Raw genomic sequence first — 21430 nt, 5'->3', positions numbered from 1 at the left:
TCTTTTAAAATACGTCATTATGACAAGATCCAAACTACTTTTAGATCAAGGAACCAATGGTCAGGCACAGGTGAGACCAAGTAAGTACCCAGAACAAGTTTTACTTACTTTTGAACCATCAGGTCAAGTAGAAGTTTATTATGGTGTTAACGGACAACCGCCTTCAATTCCTTTGCATCCTGAACAAACACCAGTTATTGTAGAGTTTAACACTTTACAATTACAATATAGAATTTCACAAAGACAAATAAAACTTGAATGAGACGTACAATAAAAGACGTACTGTTTTTATGCACAAAGTCGTTTCTATTTCTTAAGAAATGACTTTATTTTTCAGAAGCTAGTTTAATAAGTTGTCGTTGCTTCATCAACGTTTCTCCTGCAATTCCGCCATATATACTTTTTGTATAGTAAAAGTTAGCTGCTTCTTTTTGAAAAGATGGTGTCAATTTTCTGTCTTGTGTCAAATTATAAAAACTAGCAATCCCTTCATTGATAGCTAAAATTTCAGGTAATAATTGATCATATTTGTAAAAATGTATAAAATACCAATGACGATCACCATCGATAAAATCCATTTCAGCTTCTAAATCTTTTCCTAAATGAATTCCATCATCAAGATCTACTTGATGGAATTTGAAACAGCTAAGCTCTTCATGATTACTCTTAGAATGAATTTCCAAACGATCCCATTCAAAACAATTGATAATTTCTGCAAAGTCTAATTGACTTGTCGCTTTATTTTTAAGTAGTTTTGAAGCATTTTGAAAGCAAGAAGTAGCATATGATTCCGTTTCAGGACAGCTGTTACAGCTTACCATTACAATGCTGCATAAAGTAATTATTATTTTTTTCATTTAGTAGATTTAATAGATCTTCAAATACAACGGCATTTCTAATACGATCGTATAGAAATTACCCATACATGAACCAAATAGTTTTGTTTCCTATAGATTTAGCGGTTTCTACAAAACGTTTAAAGTTTCGTAAATCTTGACCAAAATTATTATCAATATATCCTTTTCCTTTGTCTTGATTAAAATCTGAAAAGTAATACTTTGAGTTTAGTGCATCATCATCCGTTTGGTGTAATAAAGAAGGCTAATTCAATATGTTGGATAATTTTTCAAGGAGTGCATTGAGTGTTTGCAATATCGTATCAATATTTCCCGTAATTGCTTTTCTGGAAATTTCTGCTTCAGCCAGAATCTTTTCTTTTTCAGCTTCATTTACAGCAAACTCTATAGCTTCTGCAATATCACCTTCATCAGGATACATATTCATCTGATAAATACAAGAAACATCAACATTCGTTAGTCTGCCAATTTGATCCAATTCAGCTTCATGATCAACTATATCTCTTCGACAGATTAAATTGCAAAATTCACGGCTTAAGCTTTGGGTATTATAATCATCTAGGCCTTTTGTTTCTAGTTCAATTTCTGTTTGTAATAGTATATCTAATCCCATATTTAATAATATTCTAATTCGCGTTTTTGAATAGTCATACCGCCATCATCAAATCGCAATGTCCTTTCAACCCAATGTCCTTGGCTATCAAATTTATAATCTGTGTAGTTCACGATTTCTATCGTTTTTTCTGGTTCATTATATACGCCAATGGTTTTGATGACATTTCCATCTTCTTTTATGGATTCTATATCATGCATTTTCTTCCCTTTTAGATGCACAACTAATACTTCTTTTCTACAATTAGTTATTGTAAATTCAATTTGAAGACCAAATTTATTCTCTAGTTGAACATAAAGATACCTTCCTGCATCTTTTTCAAATTTCTTTACAAACAGTGTATCTATATAGTCAGCATCTGGTTCACCTTCAGGATAATTTCCTCTATCTAAGTTTTCAGTTATAGTATATCGCAACGTATCATTTATAAACACGTGCTGATATGTCTTTTTTAATAGTTTGAGATATTCTTTTATAGGATTTCCTTTCCTATCATATTCTAAAATACGATAATACTCAGCATTATTTACAGCATACATTTTTGCAGTTTTAATACCTGCATCTGGCAAACAAATGTCTGCTGATCTCGTTTTAGTTGTTCAACTTAGAAAACCAAAAAGTATGAATACAATAAAGTATCTCATTAGCGGTATATTATTTAGAATTTTTTGAATCTTTTTCTAGAGCTTCGAACACTATTGAATTGTACATGAGTGATCGGTATTTTTTTCTCTCCAAGGTTTTCAAGGAAATCATTTTTTTCAAAAGTATATTTCAACATAAATTTACAATAGCAAGTACAATGTCTTCCATAAGCATGATATATGATGTTCAGTGTGGATTTGCTTACTAATTCTGCTTCACACAAAAACGCTGAACAACAATTTTCTACTACAGTAAATTCAACGGTAAATGTATTGTCTTTAAAGCTAATAGATTTGATTTTTTTATCATCATTAGGATCTTGTGTTCCATCTCCAGATTCTTCACATTCTGACACTTCGACCTTTTGCAAAGTGTAGCCATCAAACCCTAAATTTCGAATTTTTACACTTTCACTTAGTAATTGACTTCCTTTAGGTGCGATTACATTTAATTTATCAAAAGTGTTAGCAACAATACTCTAAGTATCAACCGAAACTACAGTTTGCGTTTCTTTAGCTTGCTTTTTTGTAGTTTCTTTTTCTTTTGATCCGCAACTCATCAAAAAACAAATCAAAATAAAGTATATGCTATGTTTCATAGAATCCTGCAATTAAGTTATAGCATGTTTATTCATAATATGTAATCTCAAAAGTAGTTTCTTTATGCAGTAATTTTTCTCCACCTAAATAATAATACGATCGTATAGAACTCGGATTTCCTTTTTCATCGTATAAATATTCATATTCAATATTGAGCGGAACTAGTTTTCCTTTTTGGTAAAACACCAGCGTTCCTTCTACAAAATACATCCGATCATTCTTGTCATAGGTTATCGTGTAGGTTTCTTTTTCTTCACCTTTTGTTCTATGATACGCAGTAATTTTATTGGTTTTTGAATACTGAAATGTTCCCATTTGAATACTGTCGTTGGTTTCAACTCTTGGAAATTCCTCGTATTTCTGCTTGTCTATTGGAATTGACGTATCATAATAATCAAACAAATAGCGTTTGTATTCGGTTTGAAACTTCTCTAGTAATTTGTTTGAGGAATACGTGTATGTTTTTTATAAACATCAATGACTTCGCCAAATTTATCGTACGCAACTTTTCGAGTAGGCAAATCGTTTTTGTAGTATATTTTTTCAAATGCTTTATCTTCAAAATCATATTGCCAATAGGCTACCAGATTTTCATTTTCATCATATTCTTCTGCTACTAAGCTTTCCAAGCTACGAATTGAAATTAAACGATCTTTTGCATCATACCTATAGGATATACTGTCTATATTATTGTAAAGTGCAATCAGTCGATCATTTTCATACATATATTGATCGTCTCCTTTGAATTCGTTTTCTATATAAAAATTATTTTCTGGTTCGTTTTTAATAATTTTTTTTATGGTTTGATTGCCTTTTTTAACAATTTCAGCTTTGGGTTCTTCTAAATGATTTGTGACTTCTTTATAATCTTCTATTCCAAACGAATATGTTCGTCGAACTGTCTTTTCTAGCACATTATTTTTATTGACAAACAAATTTATTTTTTCAATCGTAGTAGTGTTAGCACTTTGATCATATTCTTTGAACGTTCGAACTACTTTTTTGACTTTTCCATTAAATTTTGTGGGATCAGAAATATGTTCGTTGTCCAAATAATCATAAAAAAGTGTTTCTGGTGATGCTATTTTTGGTTTCGGAAATTCCTGTGCATGTACATTCCCGAAAGCTAACACAAAACCTAACAAAAAAGTAATATGGTTTTTCATATATAGTAATGATTGTCAACCAAGATACGTATGGTTGGTTAATTTTTGTTTTTCTTTTATTTTATAAACTCGCCTGTTCTCTTTAAGCTCTTTTTTATAAGTCTGTGTTATTTTTGAAACTGTTCAGAATCGATGCTATGTTTTCTTCTAGCTGCATCTCTTTGTTGTATCGGTGTTTGTTCAGTTTCCAAAATGGTAGCCAAAACAGCTTTTAAATCTTTTAACGGAACTACTTTTTCAGAAATCTCTTGACTAAAACAAAAAGAAGTTGCCCAAAAAAAGAATTGCGGTATATATTTCATAAATACAGGTGTTATCGGTTTTGTTTGTTAAAGCTATAGGAATCTTAGGTGACATCAAAATTAAAGTTCTAAAAAAAAGCTGTTCCCTAATTCATAAACTATATTCCCTAATCCGTTATTGTATCTTTACAGGAGTTTGTAGTCATTTGCTTATCAACCGAATTGAAAGATCCCATGAAAAAAATATTCGTACTGAGTTTTTGCCTGCTGTGTTTTGTTCAATTGAGTATTGCGCAATATAACTATACAAAAAAGTGGCAAAAAGTAGAAAATTTTGAATTGAAAGGAAAACTTTCTTCCGCCAATCGCATGGTAAAACATATTTATAAAAACGCGGAAAAAGAACAGAATGCTGCACAAACCGTTAAGAGTTTTATCTATTTGACCAAATTTTCATTGCTTATTACAGATAGTTCTGAAGAAACTGTGCTTCAAACATTAAGAAAAGAAATGGAGCAACATTCGTTCCCTACAAATGCTATTTTAGAGAACATGTATGCGCGTTTTTTAGCTCAGTATTTTAAGAAGTATGAATATAAGATACGACAACGTTCTATATTGGCTTCCGACGTACTTCCTGACGACATTCAATTGTGGAATACAGAAATGTTTATCGATGAAATTCACGAACGTTTTCAGCATTCCATCACTAAGGGAACAGCCTTATTGCAACTTCCAGTGGAAGATTATATGGTGTTATTAGATGGAAAAGCCAATACCAAAAAATACCGTTCGAGTTTGTATGATATTCTTTTGTACAATATGCTCGAATTTTACAAACATGAAATTCCCTATTATTACGAAACTAATAGCAAGCAATTCTCTTCAAAGGATTTTGCTATTGGTGACGATTTTTTACAACGAAATTTTGAAATCAGCACAAAAAATATCTTTTCTCGCAATGCTACTTTACAACTTTTCCAAAAATTAGAACGTATTTATAAAGACAAAAAGGAAGCTTATATTGACGTAGTTATCCAACGCTTGAAATTTATATCTGAAAAATCACTGGATCAAGAGTACAGCGACGACTATATCAAAGCGTTGCAGCAACTTGCTAGTAAGTATCAAAATGATCCTTTGGAAGCTTTGATTCAATACGAAATTGCCGATCAATTACTTTCCATGTCCAAAAGTTATCTTTTTAGAAATTCTGAAGATTATAAAAAATTACGTATTAGAGCCTTGAACATTACTAAAAAAATGGTTGCCAAATATCCTAATTCGGAAGGAAGTATCAAATGTCAATTACTTCAAAAAAAGATTGAACAAAAAACAATACGATTCAAAACGGAAACATATAGTATTCCCAACAAACCTTTATTGATACAAGTTAAGGCCCGAAATGTTGACACACTGTTTTTAAAAGCATATCGCATCTCTCACGCGTTAGCAGAAAACACAAATTATGTTAAGAGAGATTCTCTGATTGGTGATTTTCTAAAAAAGAAAAAAGAAGTTTTTAAACAATTATATATCACAAAAATCCCTAAATATTATTACGAACATACTACGGAGATTAGTATGAGTCCATTGCCAAAAGGACACTATTTAATTACACTTTCCGACAATCCAAAAGGAGAAGTCTACACCAATGTGCTTGCGTATGATTTTATCCAAAAAACAAACTTGACACAGGCTACCACAAGTTTCGAAAACAAAGAAATGTACACGGTTTTGAATCGTACCACAGGAAAGCCAATCCACAATGCTACAATTCATGTGTTCAATACTAAAAAAAGTATCAATCAAAAGGAGCGCACGAATGTATATGGAAACGCATATATAAACAAGCGTAAAGAATACAAACGTGTTCAGAAATATATCTTATTTGAAAATGATACTTTATATGAAAACAATATGTATTTAGATTCGCGCAGTAGTTACACAGATAATCAAGAAGAGGAAATACGCACCATAGCCAGACCTTTTGTTTTTATGGACAGAAGCATTTACAGACCTGGGCAAACAGCCTATTTTAAAGTAATTGTATTGAAAGAAACAAATGATGTAAGTGCAGCAGTATCTAACGTGGTTTTTCCAATTAGAATTGAATCAGCTGCTGGTGATGAAATTAAAATGATGCGACTCAAAACCAACGAATTTGGTTCTTTTAGCGGCTCGTTTGTCATTCCGAAAAATGCAGGTACGGGCAAATTTAGATTGTCTGTAGAAGAAGATTATGATTATGAAGAAGATGAACATCCGTTTTGGGATCGTATTGATAACTTTTATGAAGATGAACATGTATTTCAGGTAGAAGAATACAAACGTCCACGATTTGAGATTACACTCAATCCACTTACAAAAAATATCTCCTTCAATGATTCTGTTCAAATTTCTGGGTATGCAAAAGCATTGTTGGGCAGTCCTGTAACAGATGCTAAAGTAAAATATACTATACGTAGAGAAGTGAGCGCGAATTTTGATTCTTATGAAACACGAAAAAAATATCTAAAGCCAGAAATCATTAAAGATACGATTACTAAAACTGATGCTAACGGAAAGTTTATGATCCCGTTTGTAACCAAAACTAATGACGAAATTCCATTAGATTTAGTATTCGATTACAAATACGATATCAACATTGAAATTACGGATATCAATGGGGAAACACAAACAGCAGAAAAAAGCGTTCTTGTAAATCGTGAAGGTTTCCGTTTATATACAGACATTCCTGCTAAAAATGAACGTACAAATCCGTTAAAAGTTCAAATCTCCGCAGATGATCTAAATGGTGTTCCATATATGACTATTGGAAAAGTAAGCATTCATAAACTGAAAAAAGATTCGCGTGTATTTCGAGAAAGACCTTGGAATTCACCAAGAACGCAACTCATTTCGAAAGCTGCATTTATCAAACAGTTTCCACATACCAGTTATAATTCTGAAGAAGAACAACAAGCCAATGAAAAAGCTGCTGAAGTAGCAGATGCTGTGTTTGATACTGCGAATAAGAATACGCTAACTTTTGATACTTCTACATGGGAATCTGGAAAATATATCATTGAAAGCAAAGCCTATGATGAACGAAGAAAGGATAGCGTTACTTCAAGAAAAACCTTTTTTATTACTGACAAAAACGATTTGTATTTACACGACAATCAACTTTTTGATTATGAAATATTGAATACAGATTACAAAAATGACGGTTTTGTACAGGTAAAACTTTCCACTGCATTACGTAATGAAAAATTGAATATATTACTTCATAAATTCTATCAAGGGAAATTACTTTCTACTCAATTAGCAACCATTGAACAAGGTTCTAAAATCGTTCGAATTCCTATAAATACAAAACACACAGATCAGTATACAATTCGTATGAGTTTTACCAAATTCAATAGTTTTTATGATGATCAATTTTCGTTTAAACTATATGAAAGAAATAAATTCCTTACGATTAAAACAGAAACATTCCTTAGTAAGTTAACTCCTGGACAACAAGAAACATGGCGATTTAAAATTCTCGATTTAGAAAAAAATCCAAGCAATGCCGAAGTATTGGCTTCTATGTATGATGAGTCGCTCGATCAGTTTAAAAAACATTTTTGGGATCCAAGTAACGGTCATTATGGTGGAAGCAGGTATGACATTCCAAATATGCATAGTGACTATTTCATAACAACACGATCACATCAATTTTATAACATTACCGATCAGATATTCATGCCTATCTTCAAAAACTACTTGCACTTTGATTGGTTTGGATTAGATTTTAACGATGTCACCAATGCTAACTATAAGTATATTGGTAGACTTTCAAAAAAGAAGAAACAAAAATATAGAAATATTATAATCGGAAACATTACTGGTCATATCTTAGACGAATCAGGTATGCCACTTCCTGGAGCTTCCATACAAATTAAAGGAACCAAACAAGGTACTGCCACAGATTTTGATGGTTTGTATAGTATTGATGCTGCTTCCGATGATACTTTAGTGGTAAGTTATGTTGGTTATGAAACTCAAGAAATTCCTGTTGGTTTACGTAGCGACATCAATGTACAATTGGAACAAGGAGAAGAACTGGAATCTGTAATGGTCGTTGCTTATGGTATTTCTCGAAAACGTGTTAGCACTGGAATGACTGTGACTGTAAATGGTGTTTCTGTCAATGCTGTTCCAATGGGCAATCTAGATCAAATGCTGCAAGGTATGGCTGCAGGTGTCAATATTTCTACTAGTAACGGTTATACTGGCAGTAGTACTACCGTGACTATAAGAGGCGTCAACTCATTAAAAAGTGATGTAGAACCGTTATTCGTAGTTGATGGCGTACCAGTAGATGCAAACACATTTAGAAACTTATCCCAAGATAATATTTCTGAACTAAGTGTATTAAAAGATGCGTCTGCAACAGCATTATACGGAAACAGAGGTGCTGGCGGTGTCGTAATTATCAGTACAAAATATGGAACAAAACAAGAGGTAATTGATGGTGTAAATATAATTGTAGGTCTTACAGAAAAAGACTTAGATGCAGTAGAAACACGTAAAAACTTAAAGGAAACTGCTTTTTTCTATCCGCATTTACGAACCGATGCAGACGGAAATGTTGCCGTTGAGTTTGAAGTTCCTGAATCGTTGACGCGTTGGAAATTTCAACTCTTTGCGCATCAAAAAAATGGTATGTTTGAAGTACTGTACAAAAACGCTGTGACACAGAAAGAATTGATGGTTGTGCCAAATATGCCGCGTTTTTTACGTGAAAAAGATACAATTGTGATCTCTGCAAAAATTGTAAATCTCCAAGAAAAAGCTACCAAAGGTATTTCGTCCTTACGCTTTTTTGATGCTACAACTATGGACGCAATTGACGAAAAAATACATCTCACAGATAAGAATAAAGCATTTTCTGTAGATGCAAAAGGCAATACAACGGTCTCTTGGAAACTTTATATTCCAAAAGGAATTGATGCAATTCAGTATAAAGTAATCGCTTCCGCTGGAAATTTCTCTGATGGAGAAGAAAGTGTACTTCCTGTACTTAAAAATAGTGACCTTATCACAGAAGCAACACCAATTTTGGTAAAAGCTGGTGAGCAAAAAGAAATTCGTTTTAACAAACTAGCCAACACTACTAGTGAAACTTTACAACAACATCAATTGGCCTTGGAATACACGTCTAATCCAACTTGGAGCGCCATTCAATCGTTACCTTATTTGATAGAATATCCGTATGAATGTGCCGAACAAACCTTCTCCCGTTTGTATGCCAACATGATTGCCGCGCATATTTTACAGAATTCGCCAAAAGTGAAAGAAGTCTTTGAAACTTGGAAAGCCAATGGACAATTGACTTCTGACTTAGAGAAAAATCCAGAATTAAAATCATTATTGATTTCTGAAACTCCTTGGGTTCGCGATGCGGTTTCAGAAACTCAGAAAAAGCAACAATTAGCCAGACTCTTTGATGAAAAAGCATTGGAAGAAATGCAAAAAGAAATGTGGCACAAATTGAAGGACTTACAAACTAAATCTGGAGGATTTCCTTGGTTTGCTGGCGGAAAAGATAATGAATACATTACGCTTCATATTATACAAACTTTTGCACACTTGTTGAAACTCAATGTGATCACAGAAGATACAGATACGCTGTATTATAAAAGTATCATGGAAGCTGCTTATGAATTTGTTGACAAACATTTTTTACTTGCACATGAGGACCTTGTAAAAGAGCCAAACGGCGCAAAATACAGACAGCAAATTCTATACTTATACACAAGAAGCATTTCTCCTGAGTTTATAAAAATTCCAGCCAAAGTTGAAAAAGCAATGCTCTTTTATTTGGAAACCTTACGTAAAAACTGGATGTTGACTTCTATTGAAGACAAAGCCATGATTGCACTTACTTTAGCGCGTATGGGCAAACGAAAAGATGCCAAAAAAATCATGAATGCTTTAGAAGAGTCTGCGGTAAAAACTCCTGAAAATGGTATGTACTGGAAAGAAATTACAGAACGTCGTTATTATAATTCGAGTGCTGTAGAGTCACAAGCATTACTAATTGAAGCTTTTGCAGAAATTACCAAAGATGAAAAGACCATTCAAGAGTTGCAGCTATGGTTGTTACAACAAAAACAATACAATCGTTGGCAAACAACCAAAGCCACTACCAAAGCGATATATGCTTTATTGTTGAATCCGAAACAATTCGTTTCTATCAAAGATAATACAAGCTTTACCATTGGAACAGAAAAAATCAGCACAAAAAAACTAGACGAAACCGCAAAAGAAGCTGGTACAGGCTATTTTAAAACTTCTTGGAGGAAAGCTGAGGTAACAAAAGACAAAGCTACTATCAAAATTAAAAACAACGGGGAAACAACAGGTTTTGGTGCTGCATACTGGCAATATTTTGAAGAATTAGACAAGGTTACACAAAGCAAAGATGCTACACTCAAAATCACTAAAAAATTATATACAAAAAAAACTATTAACGAAAAAGAAACCTTAGTTCCTATCGCAAAAAACACATTAAAAATTGGCGATGTAATTACGGTTCGTTTGACAATTCAAAATAAAAAAGAAGCTGAGTTTATGCACTTAAAAGATATGCGTGCGGCTGGTTTAGAACCAATAAATGTATTGTCGGAATACAAATGGCAAGATGGTATTGGTTATTATGAAAGTACACGCGATGCAAGTACTAATTTCTTTTTTGACCGAATTCCAAAAGGTACTTTTATCTTAGAATATGAAGTACGTGTAAATAACAGTGGTGAATTTTCAAACGGAATTACCACCATTGAAAGTATGTATGCTCCTGAGTTGAGAAGTCATACCAAAGGGGTTCGACTCAAGGTGAAATAAACACAAATTAAAATCATATTAAAAAAAATCAGTTCTCTGTATTTGCTAATATTATGATGGGTCATTGCAACGGACATATGTCTACTTATTTTTATTACTCTTATGATCTATGATTTTTTTAAAATGTATTGTCCCTGAATCTAACTTCATAAATTTTTTGATCATATAAAAATTAAATGTTGACTCATTGAAAAGCATTGTTCACGTACTTTTCATTTTTTAGTTATAGAAATTACGATAGTTTTGATTCAGAATCAAATACATCAGCAGTCCATGTTATCTCAGGAATCAAAAACTTATTAACTATGAAAAATAAACTACATTTTATACTCATATCCTTATTTTTGTTATCCTGCTATGCACAGCAGAAATCCATTAACGGAACTGTATATGATGAAAATAAAAATACGTTGGCTGACGCAAATGTGATTTTGAAAAATTCAAAAAAAGGAGTGATTACCAATACAAAAGGGGAATTTACGATTGATGGTATGACGACAAAAGATATACTTGAGATTTCTTACCTTGGGTATGAAACAAAAGAGATCAAAATTACTGATGAAAAAGATATTTCAGTTGTATTAAAAACTTCACATGAATTATTGGCCACAGCAGAAGTTATAGCATATGGTACTACTATCCACCGCTGTAAAACTATTTGTAGTTTTACTAAGAGTGTTGAAAATGTAACAAAAGAAATTGAACAAATTTTAAGTGAGCAACGAATAAACACAATCTTTCCAAACCCTTCAAGAAATGGACTCTTTCAACTACATTTACAACACGATTATGAAAAGCTTACACTAGAAGTTTTCAATATGAATGGAATGCTACTACAATCGACTACGCATACAAAGTTTTCAAAAATTCCTCAGATTGATTTATCAAAACAAGTCAAAGGAATGTATTTAATTAGAATCATTGCTGATGGAACTGTGCTGGAAACTAAGAAAGCTGTGAAATTATAAATGTACGCTTCTCCTTGGCCTTGCTCAGTGTAGGTTGACTTCTCTTCTACTCCGTTTAGTGTGAGTGCAAAATGAAATTACTAAATAATCTCAGCTTCCAAACGTTCCTCTATGATTTGATCGTCTTTTTTGTAGACATAATACGAATGATTGTTTCCATCTAATGAAATGGCATGCACTGGTTTTTCATTTTCAAAAACAATTCCTGCCAAATCATCACAAGCATATCCATCGGTTAAGATTCCGTTGGCAATATTGCTATGAAATAATGGGCGACGTGACGGCTCCGAATGATAGTGTGGACAATGACTAAACGGTAAAAAATTAAAACCTTCTACAAAGGTAAGTTGTTTGGGTCTTGAGTCTGTAAATCCACCATTAAACCAACATAATGAGCCTGCACTTCCGCCTGCCAAAATGATGCCTTGTTTGTAAGCTTTCATCAATGCTTTATCTATTTCATGCGCTTTTAAAAGTGTCATCATGTTCAATGTATTTCCGCCTCCAATAATAATAGCGTCCATTTCTAATAAATAGTCTTCAAAATCCCAATTCTGTGAACTAGAACTAATCCAGATTTTCATGACATGCGGTTCTATTTCTAAGTCATGACATAACTCGTACCAATATTCAATATACCAAGCGGCATCACCTGTAGCTGTTGGCAAAAAACAAATTCGCGGTTTCTTTTTCCCTGTAAGTTGTGCAGTATATTTTACAAATCCTTGATTGACTTGTCCGCCATAGACGAATAAAGTTGGTGTAGTATTCATTGTTTTTTAGTTCTAGTATTCGGTTTTCTAATTTTTGATTCACTTGTAGGTTTGGTAAATGGAGAATACGGATATTTTCTCATTGTCGTCATTTGTCTTTTTTGCGCTTGTATTCGCTTCCAACCTTCAGGATCATATTTGGTACAATAGGCTTCATAGAAGTTTTTATTATCTTAATCATTCTTTATAAAATCTCAAAAAAGCGTTACAATTTTAGCACGAAACAGAGACTTTTCATCTAACATATCATAATCATTTTTATAAAAAAACCATCACCGAAGCATAAATCGTTTTTCTGGATTCTAAACCTCAGGCAAGAATCGTAAATTTTTTATCATCGTCTTCAAATAATTGAACGTTCATCCAAACCAATTCTGGAAGTCCTTGATAAGTATTTCTATATTTTTCCTTTGTCCAAGCGCCAAATCGATCATACAATTCTTTTACTGTATAAAATGCAGTAGATACACATTCGTATTTTACTTCATTGTTTACTATCGTATCATTGCCGACTATGGATTTGAATTTATCATACAAAATACCTACTAAGTCTTTTTTAAACGTTTTAACATAGCGTTTTCCAACAGGTGTTATTTTATGATATTCTTTAGCAAATTCATCATTTAAATAATTATCTGCTAAAATTAATTCCTTACTAAGTAATAATTGGATGATGTGCTTTTTTGTAGTGATTTTTATTTCTGGAAAAGCAGCATCGATATCTTGTTTTAAAAAATACAACTTTGTGTTGGGATAGTATTTTTCGGTTCGTACATTATATTTTTTAGAAAGCTTGACATGTATGATTTCCTTGTTTGTTTTTAAATGATATTTAAATAAGTTTTTCTTATTCTTTTTAATGATTTTCACATAAGGTTTGCCATCTATATATGCAATTCCTTCTTCTATCAGGATGTCTTGGGTTAAAGCAACTTGAATATAAAAAACAAGCAACAGCGTAAGGTACTTTTTCATGGTAACAATTTCGGTTTACAACCCTAAGATATGGAATTTTAACTTTTTCTTACAGAAATTCTTTTAGAATGATGCATCACATTTTCTTTACAGAATATATTTTTTCGGAATTCACTAGGTTTTTTATCATTTAATAAATTAAGTGCTCCATTTTGTTCAATAAGTTCTTGAAAGTGTTTTTCACGGACTTCAAATTGTTCTTTGTTGGCATACGTAGTAATCAACATGATATGAAATGGCGCTTCATCAGAATAGGAGGTTTCCATAATTTCGAAAGAAGAAATATACTTTTCTGCCATTGCCATGACACGTAAAATTTTCAGTTGTGTTTCTAATAATAGATTGCTTCTGCTTTATTTCCATCTAAAATTTTAACAAAATCTACAGTAGAAATACGCTCATCTTTTTGTGCAGATAAGAGTTGTGTTGTAATCGTAAATAGAAATACGATGAGTGTTTTTGAATTGATGAATTGCATAATGATTGATTGTTTTTTCAGAAAAAAGATACAAAAAAAGCAATCTCAAAAAGTTGCTTTAACAAAAGTTTTCAGAAAACCTTTACTATTGATGCTTTACAAATGTTCTCGTTTTAGTCGGTTCTTGAAAGAAAGGAGATGTTGCTCGCACACTATTTTTAGAACGTTTATATTCTTGAATTTTCTTCCAACGTTCAGGATTGAAAGTAGTCCAATAGGCTTCATAGAAATGTTCATTTCTAGAATTATTTTTTATGTAATGTCCAAAAAGCTCTGTGAGTCGAAATCGATATGGCGCTTTTTCTGCTAACATATCTCTTCCGTTTTCGTCTAAAATCATCATAGAAGCATATATTGTCTGTCTAGATTCTAAACCTCTAGCAATAACTGTAAATTTTTTATCGACATCATCCAATAGTTGAATGTTATTCCAAATGAGATTTGGACTTTGTGCACCTTTGTATGGAAAAACTGCTTTATTCCATCTCCCAAAACGATCATACATAGCTTTTTTTGTATAAAAAGCCGAATACACACATCTATATTTAATTTCATTGATGATTAAAGTGTCTTTGTTTACAATAGAAACAAAATGATCGTTGATTACTTGAGAGAAATCATTCTTCAATATGTTGTCACATTTTGCTCTTGCGCTCAACCGTTTGTATTCTTCTAATAGCGTTTTAGTACTCAAAGTTTTGTGTGACAAAAACATGCCTTCATCATGTAAAAATTGTACTAAACTTGTTTCGTCTTTTATGACAACATCTCTAAAAGCCAAGTTCTTTTTTATGGGATAAAAGTACATGCTCGTATTGTAATCGTATCTATTATATCGCTCGTTGTATATTGATGACACTTTTACTTTGAGTAATTTTTCATGCGTTTTTACATCGTAAACAAAGTATTTCCGCTTACTTTTCTTTTCCAATTTCACATACGCTTTGTTATTTACATATGCTATATTATCAGTAATGTGTATCTCCTGCCCTTGACAAAAATGGATCGCCAAAATTAAGAGTAGTAACGTAAGATGCTTTTTCATGATAACAAGCTATTATTCAAAGTAAGATATAAAAAAAAGCGACTTTAAAAGTCGCTTCTTATTATTAGTTTAACATTTCCCAGAGTTTGTCTTTCAATTCCATGATGCCTTGTTGTGCCACCGAAGAGATAAACATATACGGAACTTTTAAATCTTTATCGAGTTCTACGCTCATCTCTGCTTTCAATTCATCGTCAAGCATGTCAGATTTTGAAATAGCAATGAAGCGTTCTTTATCTAACATTTCTGGATTGTATTTCTTTAATTCATTGAGTAAGATGTCATATTCTTTGGAAATATCTGCACTATCTGCAGGAATTAAAAAGAGTAAGGTAGAATTACGTTCAATGTGACGTAAAAAGTAATGTCCCAAACCTTTTCCTTCAGAAGCTCCTTCAATGATTCCTGGAATATCGGCCATCACAAAAGTTTTGTAATCTCTGTATTCTACGATTCCCAAATTTGGTTTTAAAGTTGTAAACTCGTAATCTCCAATTTTAGGTTTTGCTGAAGTAATAACCGAAAGCAAAGTTGATTTCCCTGCATTTGGGAATCCTACCAAACCAACATCAGCTAAGACTTTCAATTCAAAAATAACATCAATTTCTTCGCCTGAAATTCCTGGTTGTGCATATCGAGGCGTTTGATTGGTTGACGATTTAAAATGCCAGTTTCCGCGTCCGCCTTTTCCTCCTTTTGCTATGATACGCTCTTCGCCATGTTCTGTAATTTCCAGAATTACTTTATTAGTTTCCGTATCGCGAATCACGGTTCCTAGAGGTACATCTAAAAAGATATCGTCTCCATCAGCTCCTGTACTTCGGTTTCCGCTTCCGTGCGCTCCATGACCTGCTTTATGATGTCTCTTCAATTTAAAATGAAACAATGTCCACAGGTTTTGATTACCGCGTACAATGATATGTCCACCACGTCCTCCATCACCACCATCAGGTCCACCTTTAGCATTATATTTTTCACGCAGTAAGTGCATAGAACCTTTTCCTCCGTTTCCGGAAGTCAAATGCATTTTTACATAATCTACAAAATTCCCTTCAGTCATTGTTTCTCTATTTTTTTCGTTACGCGAATTGGCGTTGCGAATGTACTTCTATTTCTTGTTCAATTGCTGTCCAAAGCGCAATTCTATGTTGCAGTGCTTGTTTGCTTACTTCAATGCAATCTGTCCATTTTTGAGCATCGGAACCACATAGTTCTTGAATCATCTGTAATGCCAATGGTCCGTGTTCGTCTCCATCAAGTTCAATATGTCTTTCTAAATAATATATGAATTTATCTAAATTGACATTAATTCCTTTTTGATCAATTCCTTTGACCATTTCCAAAAACATATCTGGAATTAAATCCTCTCTACCAAAAGTAAAAACTGCCGCAATTTTGTGAACTTCTTGCGTTTCTATAATTGCAAAGGTAAAGTTTACAAAATCTTGTACTGCTTTTGGTGCGTTAACCGCGATTAAACTTTCGGTAATACTTTTTCCTGTTGCAATATGTGAGATACATTTCGTAATTTTTCCTGTATTTGCTACCGATGCTTCCATAGCTTCTACGTACATTTCGTAGTGACTCATTGGTTTTCCTTCTTTGTCAATATCGCTTTCTTCTCCAAAAACAATTTCGTTGATAAAGCGTCTTGTTACAGGATTTCCTTTCGGAATCCACGGTAACGTTGTTTGTGTTAAGTGTATTTGTAGTGCCTTTAATAAGGACATAAAATCAAATACGGCAAACACATGATATTCCATAAACGTGTTTAACGCTGTTACAGAATTCACTTTGTTGTATAAAGAATGTGCCACTATTTGTTGTTGTAGTGGCGCCAATTCTTCTGTTAGTTTTTGTATGTATATTTCTTTATTATAAATCATCAATAACAGTACTTAAACGAACCGTGATTTCTTCAATAGTTCCAATTCCATCAACGCTGTAAAATTTGTTCTGCTTCTTGTAGAAGTCAATTAACGGCGCTGTTTTTTGATTGTATTCGTCAAAACGATTTCTAATTTTTTCTTCGTCCTGATCATCTGCACGACCACTTACTTTTCCACGTTCTAATAAGCGTTCAGTTAAAATATCTTCGTCTGCTTCTAATGCTATTGTTGCAGAAATTCCCATGTCTTTTATAGCTAAGAAATTATCCAACGCTTCTGCTTGTGCAGTAGTTCTTGGGAAACCGTCAAAAATAAATCCGTTAGCTTCAGGATTCTTCTCTACTTCTGCTTGCAACATATTAATAGTTACTTCATCAGGGACTAAATCTCCTTTGTCCATAAACGACTTCGCTAAAATTCCTAACTCAGTTCCGTTTTTGATGTTATATCTAAATACGTCTGCTGTAGAAATATGCACTAAGTTGTATTTTTCTTTTAAGAAGTTTGCTTGTGTTCCTTTTCCAGCACCTGGCTTTCCGAATAAAATTAAATTGATCATGTTGTGATTGTGTAATTGATAAACTTCGGGTAAATTTCTTCCCAATTCGTCATAGTCTAATCCGTAGCCCACGATAAATTCATTAGGAATTTCCATCCCGATATAATCTATTTTGTATTGTTTTTGATATGCTTCTGGCTTAAAAAATAAGGTTCCTATTTTAAAGTCTTTCACCTTCTTTGCCTTGAATATTTTGTATATTTCTTCTAAAGTATTTCCAGTGTCAATAATGTCTTCTAAAACCACCACTGTTCTTCCTTCAATATCTTGAGAAAGTCCGATTAACTCTTTTATATCACCTGAAGAAGAAGTTCCATGATAGGAAGATAATTTTACAAAACTCATCTCACATTGATATGGATAGATTTTCATAAAATCTGAAAAAAACATAAAAACACCGCTCAAGATTCCTACGAAGATTGGATTTTCATCTTCTAAATCTTCTGCCATTTCCAAAGCTATTTTTGCTACAGTCTCTTGAATTTGGGCTTCAGAGATAAATTTCTTGAAATATTTGTCGTGTAATTTGATCACGTTTTTAAATGCTTTCTGATAAATATGCTGTTTTTTTACTAAAAAAAGTGACATTTTATCTGTTTATTTCTTCCAAATAATGATCCGAAATCATTTTAAAGGTGCAAAGATACAAATTGATTTATGAATTACGTTTAACGAGTTTACTTTTACGAGTTTAGATTTGTACTTTTGTCCAAAATGTGAAAACTAATGAATTATTTCTCCTCTAATTTTAAATTAGGAATCCTAGGTGGCGGTCAATTAGGAAAGATGCTATTGTATACAACACGAAAGTTTGATGTGTATACTTCTGTATTAGATCCAAATGCCGAAGCACCTTGTAAAATAGCCTGCAATGAGTTTCATCAAGGTGATTTGATGGACTTTGAAACCGTATATAATTTTGGTAAAAATGTAGATGTCTTAACTTTTGAGATTGAACACGTAAATGTAGATGCTTTACAAAAGCTGGAAGATGAAGGTGTACAAGTGTATCCTTCTGCAAAAACATTGCAAACCATTCAAAATAAAGGTATTCAAAAGCTTTTTTATCAAAAACACAATATTCCAACAGCACCATTTTCTATCTATATATCTTTGGAAGAATTAATGCATAGTGTAGAAAATGATGTGATTTCTATTCCATTTGTCTGGAAAAGTACACAGTTTGGATATGATGGTACTGGCGTAAAAGTGGTACGCTCTGTAGAGGATTTGGAAAATTTACCGAATGTAGAATGTATGTGTGAGCAATTGGTAGACTTCAAAAATGAGCTCGCTGTGATTGTGGTACGTAATGTTTCGGGGGAAGTGAAAACCTATCCAGTTGTAGAAATGGAGTTTCACCCAGAAGCCAATCAAGTAGAATATGTAATTTGTCCAGCACGAATTCCAGCAGACATAGAAGAAAAGGCGACTAAAGTAGCTTTGCAAGTTTCTGAAGCATTTGAGCACACAGGAATTTTGGCTGTAGAAATGTTTCAAACACAAAACGATGAGATTTTGGTAAACGAAGTTGCGCCAAGACCTCATAATAGTGGACATTATAGTATTGAAGCTAGTTATACAGATCAATTTGAACAACATATTCGTGCTATTTTAGGTCTTCCATTAGGAAAAACGGAAAGTAAAGTAGCTGGAATTATGGTGAACTTAGTTGGAGCTGAAGGATATACTGGAGACGTATTGTATGAGAATATTGAAAAAATTATGCAACTTGAAGGTGTAACGCCACATATTTATGGAAAAAAACAAACACGTCCATTTCGTAAGATGGGACATGTTACTATTGTCAATGAAGATGTAGCTGAAGCACGAAAAATAGCCGCAGAAGTAAAACAAACAATCAACGTAATTAGCAAATAATATGGCAAAAGTGGGAATTATTATGGGAAGTACAAGTGATCTTCCTGTAATGCAAGAAGCAATTGATATTTTAAAAGGTTTCGACATTGAGATCGATGTCGATATTGTATCGGCACATCGAACTCCAGAGAAGTTATTCGATTATGGAAAAAATGCACACACACGTGGTATTCATGTGATTATAGCTGGTGCTGGTGGCGCTGCGCATTTACCTGGAATGGTGGCTTCGTTATCTCCTCTGCCTGTAATTGGTGTTCCTGTAAAATCTAGGAACTCTATTGATGGTTGGGATTCTGTATTGTCCATTTTACAAATGCCAGGCGGCGTTCCTGTAGCTACTGTTGCATTAGATGGTGCGAAAAATGCTGGAATTTTGGCAGCTCAAATTATTGGAAGTTCTGACAAATGTGTATTGGATAAGATTTTAGTATACAAAGAAGGATTGAAACAAAAAGTAATTGAAGGCGCAAAGAAAGTGTCTCAATAAAAAATACTTAACATCATAAAATAGTAAAAGCCGCTTCGAAAAGCGGCTTTTTTATCTTTACAAACCATTCAAAAATAAAACTAACCTACCATATTATTAATCATTTTTTATCCCAAAAATCCTTTCTGGATAAAAGTAGTTTGTAATGATGGCTCAAAAGTATTGTATTGCTAGTATTTTTTAGTGTTCAAACACATAAAAATCACATTTATCGTTAAAGTGACCAAACTTTTCGACGAAAGACATTTCTTAGGAAAAAACACCTATTTCAGCTTCAATTAAACTTAAAAAAACCCTTTAAGCTTCCTTAAAGGGTTTTACATCAACCAATCCATTTTAATTATAAAACAGTTAATAGGGCTATCAAGATTGTAATTATGCGTCAAGTAGGTTACATATATTATATTACTAAACCATGAAATTTTATCTCTACTAAATCAACAAGACAAAATTCTTAATTATCTGATAGTTTGAAGAATAGCTAAAAATATTTCTTTTAAGAATCGATAAAATACACCAATTACCGATAAAGTGGATTTATTATATCTATTTTATGATCTTTTTGATCATTTTTGCTCCTGTAACTGTGGTATATTGTATGATGTAGACTCCTTTTTTTAGGTTTTTAATGGTCATTTCATTCGCAAAATTAGAAGAAAAAACTTGTCTCCCTGTGATGCTAAACATCTGTACTGTTTTTATATCGTTTCTTTTAGTTTGTATTTTTAATCGATCAGCAAAAAAATAAGCAATAACTTTATTAGATTTCTTTTCAGAATGATTGATCTCTAATGCATTGAGATAATCTAAGTTTAGAAAAAAACGATCGTGTTCTTCTCCTGTAGTCCCTGAGAAGGTATAACCTGTTTGTCTTAAATCTGTAAACACATTTTGATCTCTATCTTCTAAAATAATATCAAAATCAGGACTTAAAAATTCTGCATCAATTGATATGGTGTAGGAACCATCAGAGGTCAATTCGTATCCCAAAGGCACTTGTACATTTACATTGGTTAATTCTGGTAATGCTTGAATGGAGAGTTGTGTTGATCCTAAAAACGAATAGAATTCTATTGCCTGCCCATTATTTATAAATAGACCATCATATCCATCGTCAAAGTTTACGGTTCCTTCTGGTATAAATCCTAATAAAATGGTAACAAAAGAACTATTTCCCGATAAACGCAATGAAATTCGTCCATCCGTTGGGCTATTTTCAGTGCTTTTTACTGGAACCTGATCTTGAGACTTTTTATGATAAAAACTTGAGTTTTCATACTCTTGCGAGTGACTAACCCAAAACGTACCCATAAAAATAATAGTTATTAAAAATTTTATCTTCATGATAGAGATCATTTAAGGTGTTATTAAAATCTC

General features: G+C 32.7%; 21 protein-coding genes. 5 read left to right on the top strand and 16 right to left on the bottom strand.

The annotated features are described in order from the left end of the window. The first annotated feature begins 19 nt into the window (after positions 1 to 19). Positions 20 to 262, top strand: coding sequence for a hypothetical protein (locus tag MK119_RS08300; protein ID WP_290676853.1), 243 nt, complete (start codon positions 20 to 22; stop codon positions 260 to 262). A gap of 64 nt (positions 263 to 326) precedes the next feature. Here MK119_RS08300 and MK119_RS08295 read toward each other — a convergent pair whose 3' ends face one another. The 7 genes from MK119_RS08295 to MK119_RS08265 form a co-directional block, all read right to left on the bottom strand. After that, on the bottom strand, positions 327 to 857 hold the full coding sequence (locus MK119_RS08295; protein WP_290676850.1) for a hypothetical protein: 531 nt from the start codon (positions 855 to 857) through the stop codon (positions 327 to 329). Between the two features lie 244 nt (positions 858 to 1101). Beyond that, positions 1102 to 1470, bottom strand: coding sequence for a hypothetical protein (locus MK119_RS08290; RefSeq protein WP_290676847.1), 369 nt, complete (start codon positions 1468 to 1470; stop codon positions 1102 to 1104). Between the two features lie 2 nt (positions 1471 to 1472). After that, a complete protein-coding gene (locus tag MK119_RS08285) occupies positions 1473 to 2039 on the bottom strand; it encodes a hypothetical protein (protein WP_290676845.1) in 567 nt (188 codons plus the stop codon). Positions 2040 to 2128: 89 nt separating this feature from the next. Beyond that, entirely contained in the window at positions 2129 to 2485 is a 357-nt protein-coding gene (locus tag MK119_RS08280; protein WP_290672895.1) for a hypothetical protein, read from the bottom strand. Between the two features lie 256 nt (positions 2486 to 2741). Continuing rightward, on the bottom strand, positions 2742 to 3116 hold the full coding sequence (locus MK119_RS08275; protein ID WP_290672892.1) for a hypothetical protein: 375 nt from the start codon (positions 3114 to 3116) through the stop codon (positions 2742 to 2744). A 29-nt stretch (positions 3117 to 3145) separates the two neighbouring features. After that, positions 3146 to 3880 (bottom strand): hypothetical protein, encoded by a 735-nt coding sequence (locus MK119_RS08270; RefSeq protein ID WP_290672889.1) that lies wholly within the window; start codon positions 3878 to 3880, stop codon positions 3146 to 3148. Positions 3881 to 3987: 107 nt separating this feature from the next. Next, complete coding sequence (locus tag MK119_RS08265; RefSeq protein WP_290672887.1) at positions 3988 to 4182, bottom strand: hypothetical protein; 195 nt, start codon at positions 4180 to 4182, stop codon at positions 3988 to 3990. 174 nt (positions 4183 to 4356) lie between these two features. On the opposite strand from MK119_RS08265, the gene MK119_RS08260 reads away from it, so the two are divergent. Together MK119_RS08260 and MK119_RS08255 are read left to right on the top strand one after the other, a co-directional pair. Continuing rightward, entirely contained in the window at positions 4357 to 10998 is a 6642-nt protein-coding gene (locus tag MK119_RS08260; protein ID WP_290672884.1) for a carboxypeptidase-like regulatory domain-containing protein, read from the top strand. A gap of 305 nt (positions 10999 to 11303) precedes the next feature. Continuing rightward, positions 11304 to 11966, top strand: coding sequence for a carboxypeptidase-like regulatory domain-containing protein (locus MK119_RS08255; protein WP_290672882.1), 663 nt, complete (start codon positions 11304 to 11306; stop codon positions 11964 to 11966). Positions 11967 to 12046: 80 nt separating this feature from the next. Here the strand turns inward: MK119_RS08255 and MK119_RS08250 are convergent, their stop codons facing one another. From MK119_RS08250 to MK119_RS08215, 8 genes are all read right to left on the bottom strand, one after another. Next, positions 12047 to 12739, bottom strand: a complete 693-nt coding sequence (locus tag MK119_RS08250) for a peptidase E (protein WP_290672880.1) — start codon at positions 12737 to 12739, stop codon at positions 12047 to 12049. A 309-nt stretch (positions 12740 to 13048) separates the two neighbouring features. Further along, the gene (locus tag MK119_RS08245; RefSeq protein WP_290672878.1) at positions 13049 to 13714 is read right to left on the bottom strand and encodes a hypothetical protein; all 666 of its coding nucleotides are present in this window, start codon (positions 13712 to 13714) and stop codon (positions 13049 to 13051) included. A gap of 38 nt (positions 13715 to 13752) precedes the next feature. Then, complete coding sequence (locus MK119_RS08240) at positions 13753 to 14013, bottom strand: hypothetical protein (protein WP_290672876.1); 261 nt, start codon at positions 14011 to 14013, stop codon at positions 13753 to 13755. A 32-nt stretch (positions 14014 to 14045) separates the two neighbouring features. Further along, entirely contained in the window at positions 14046 to 14192 is a 147-nt protein-coding gene (locus MK119_RS08235; RefSeq protein ID WP_290672874.1) for a hypothetical protein, read from the bottom strand. An 85-nt stretch (positions 14193 to 14277) separates the two neighbouring features. Then, on the bottom strand, positions 14278 to 15237 hold the full coding sequence (locus MK119_RS08230; protein ID WP_290672872.1) for a hypothetical protein: 960 nt from the start codon (positions 15235 to 15237) through the stop codon (positions 14278 to 14280). A 64-nt stretch (positions 15238 to 15301) separates the two neighbouring features. Further along, positions 15302 to 16297: a GTPase ObgE gene (obgE, locus tag MK119_RS08225; protein ID WP_290672870.1), complete on the bottom strand. Its 996-nt coding sequence runs from the start codon at positions 16295 to 16297 to the stop codon at positions 15302 to 15304. 19 nt (positions 16298 to 16316) lie between these two features. After that, positions 16317 to 17123 (bottom strand): DUF3050 domain-containing protein, encoded by an 807-nt coding sequence (locus tag MK119_RS08220; RefSeq protein WP_290672867.1) that lies wholly within the window; start codon positions 17121 to 17123, stop codon positions 16317 to 16319. Then, on the bottom strand, positions 17113 to 18273 hold the full coding sequence (locus MK119_RS08215) for an adenylate kinase (protein WP_290672864.1): 1161 nt from the start codon (positions 18271 to 18273) through the stop codon (positions 17113 to 17115). Before MK119_RS08215 ends, MK119_RS08220 begins: the two co-directional genes overlap by 11 nt. Positions 18274 to 18411: 138 nt before the next feature. Between MK119_RS08215 and MK119_RS08210 the strand changes: the two genes are divergently transcribed. Together MK119_RS08210 and purE are read left to right on the top strand one after the other, a co-directional pair. Continuing rightward, a complete protein-coding gene (locus MK119_RS08210) occupies positions 18412 to 19566 on the top strand; it encodes a 5-(carboxyamino)imidazole ribonucleotide synthase (protein ID WP_290672861.1) in 1155 nt (384 codons plus the stop codon). A gap of 1 nt (position 19567) precedes the next feature. Beyond that, a complete protein-coding gene (gene purE / locus MK119_RS08205; protein ID WP_290672859.1) occupies positions 19568 to 20053 on the top strand; it encodes a 5-(carboxyamino)imidazole ribonucleotide mutase in 486 nt (161 codons plus the stop codon). 546 nt (positions 20054 to 20599) lie between these two features. Here purE and MK119_RS08200 read toward each other — a convergent pair. Then, the gene (locus MK119_RS08200) at positions 20600 to 21397 is read right to left on the bottom strand and encodes a T9SS type A sorting domain-containing protein (protein ID WP_290672856.1); all 798 of its coding nucleotides are present in this window, start codon (positions 21395 to 21397) and stop codon (positions 20600 to 20602) included. Between the last annotated feature and the right edge of the window lie 33 nt (positions 21398 to 21430).

Source organism: Kordia sp. (genome assembly GCF_022447245.1).
Taxonomy (GTDB): domain Bacteria; phylum Bacteroidota; class Bacteroidia; order Flavobacteriales; family Flavobacteriaceae; genus Kordia.
This window is presented reverse-complemented; position numbering and strand designations above follow the sequence as displayed.

Bases quoted from the DNA above. Each gene is read 5' to 3' on its own strand.
- MK119_RS08260 (WP_290672884.1), top strand. From the start codon at position 4,357: ATGAAAAAAATATTCGTACTGAGTTTTTGCCTGCTGTGTTTTGTTCAA.
- MK119_RS08245 (WP_290672878.1), bottom strand. From the start codon at position 13,714: ATGAAAAAGTACCTTACGCTGTTGCTTGTTTTTTATATTCAAGTTGCT.
- MK119_RS08230 (WP_290672872.1), bottom strand. From the start codon at position 15,237: ATGAAAAAGCATCTTACGTTACTACTCTTAATTTTGGCGATCCATTTT.
- MK119_RS08220 (WP_290672867.1), bottom strand. From the start codon at position 17,123: ATGATTTATAATAAAGAAATATACATACAAAAACTAACAGAAGAATTG.
- MK119_RS08255 (WP_290672882.1), top strand. From the start codon at position 11,304: ATGAAAAATAAACTACATTTTATACTCATATCCTTATTTTTGTTATCC.
- MK119_RS08290 (WP_290676847.1), bottom strand. From the start codon at position 1,470: ATGGGATTAGATATACTATTACAAACAGAAATTGAACTAGAAACAAAA.
- MK119_RS08270 (WP_290672889.1), bottom strand. From the start codon at position 3,880: ATGAAAAACCATATTACTTTTTTGTTAGGTTTTGTGTTAGCTTTCGGG.
- MK119_RS08300 (WP_290676853.1), top strand. From the start codon at position 20: ATGACAAGATCCAAACTACTTTTAGATCAAGGAACCAATGGTCAGGCA.
- MK119_RS08240 (WP_290672876.1), bottom strand. From the start codon at position 14,013: ATGGCAGAAAAGTATATTTCTTCTTTCGAAATTATGGAAACCTCCTAT.
- MK119_RS08235 (WP_290672874.1), bottom strand. From the start codon at position 14,192: ATGCAATTCATCAATTCAAAAACACTCATCGTATTTCTATTTACGATT.
- MK119_RS08265 (WP_290672887.1), bottom strand. From the start codon at position 4,182: ATGAAATATATACCGCAATTCTTTTTTTGGGCAACTTCTTTTTGTTTT.
- MK119_RS08215 (WP_290672864.1), bottom strand. From the start codon at position 18,273: ATGTCACTTTTTTTAGTAAAAAAACAGCATATTTATCAGAAAGCATTT.
- MK119_RS08295 (WP_290676850.1), bottom strand. From the start codon at position 857: ATGAAAAAAATAATAATTACTTTATGCAGCATTGTAATGGTAAGCTGT.
- MK119_RS08210 (WP_290672861.1), top strand. From the start codon at position 18,412: ATGAATTATTTCTCCTCTAATTTTAAATTAGGAATCCTAGGTGGCGGT.
- purE (WP_290672859.1), top strand. From the start codon at position 19,568: ATGGCAAAAGTGGGAATTATTATGGGAAGTACAAGTGATCTTCCTGTA.
- MK119_RS08200 (WP_290672856.1), bottom strand. From the start codon at position 21,397: ATGAAGATAAAATTTTTAATAACTATTATTTTTATGGGTACGTTTTGG.
- MK119_RS08250 (WP_290672880.1), bottom strand. From the start codon at position 12,739: ATGAATACTACACCAACTTTATTCGTCTATGGCGGACAAGTCAATCAA.
- obgE (WP_290672870.1), bottom strand. From the start codon at position 16,297: ATGACTGAAGGGAATTTTGTAGATTATGTAAAAATGCATTTGACTTCC.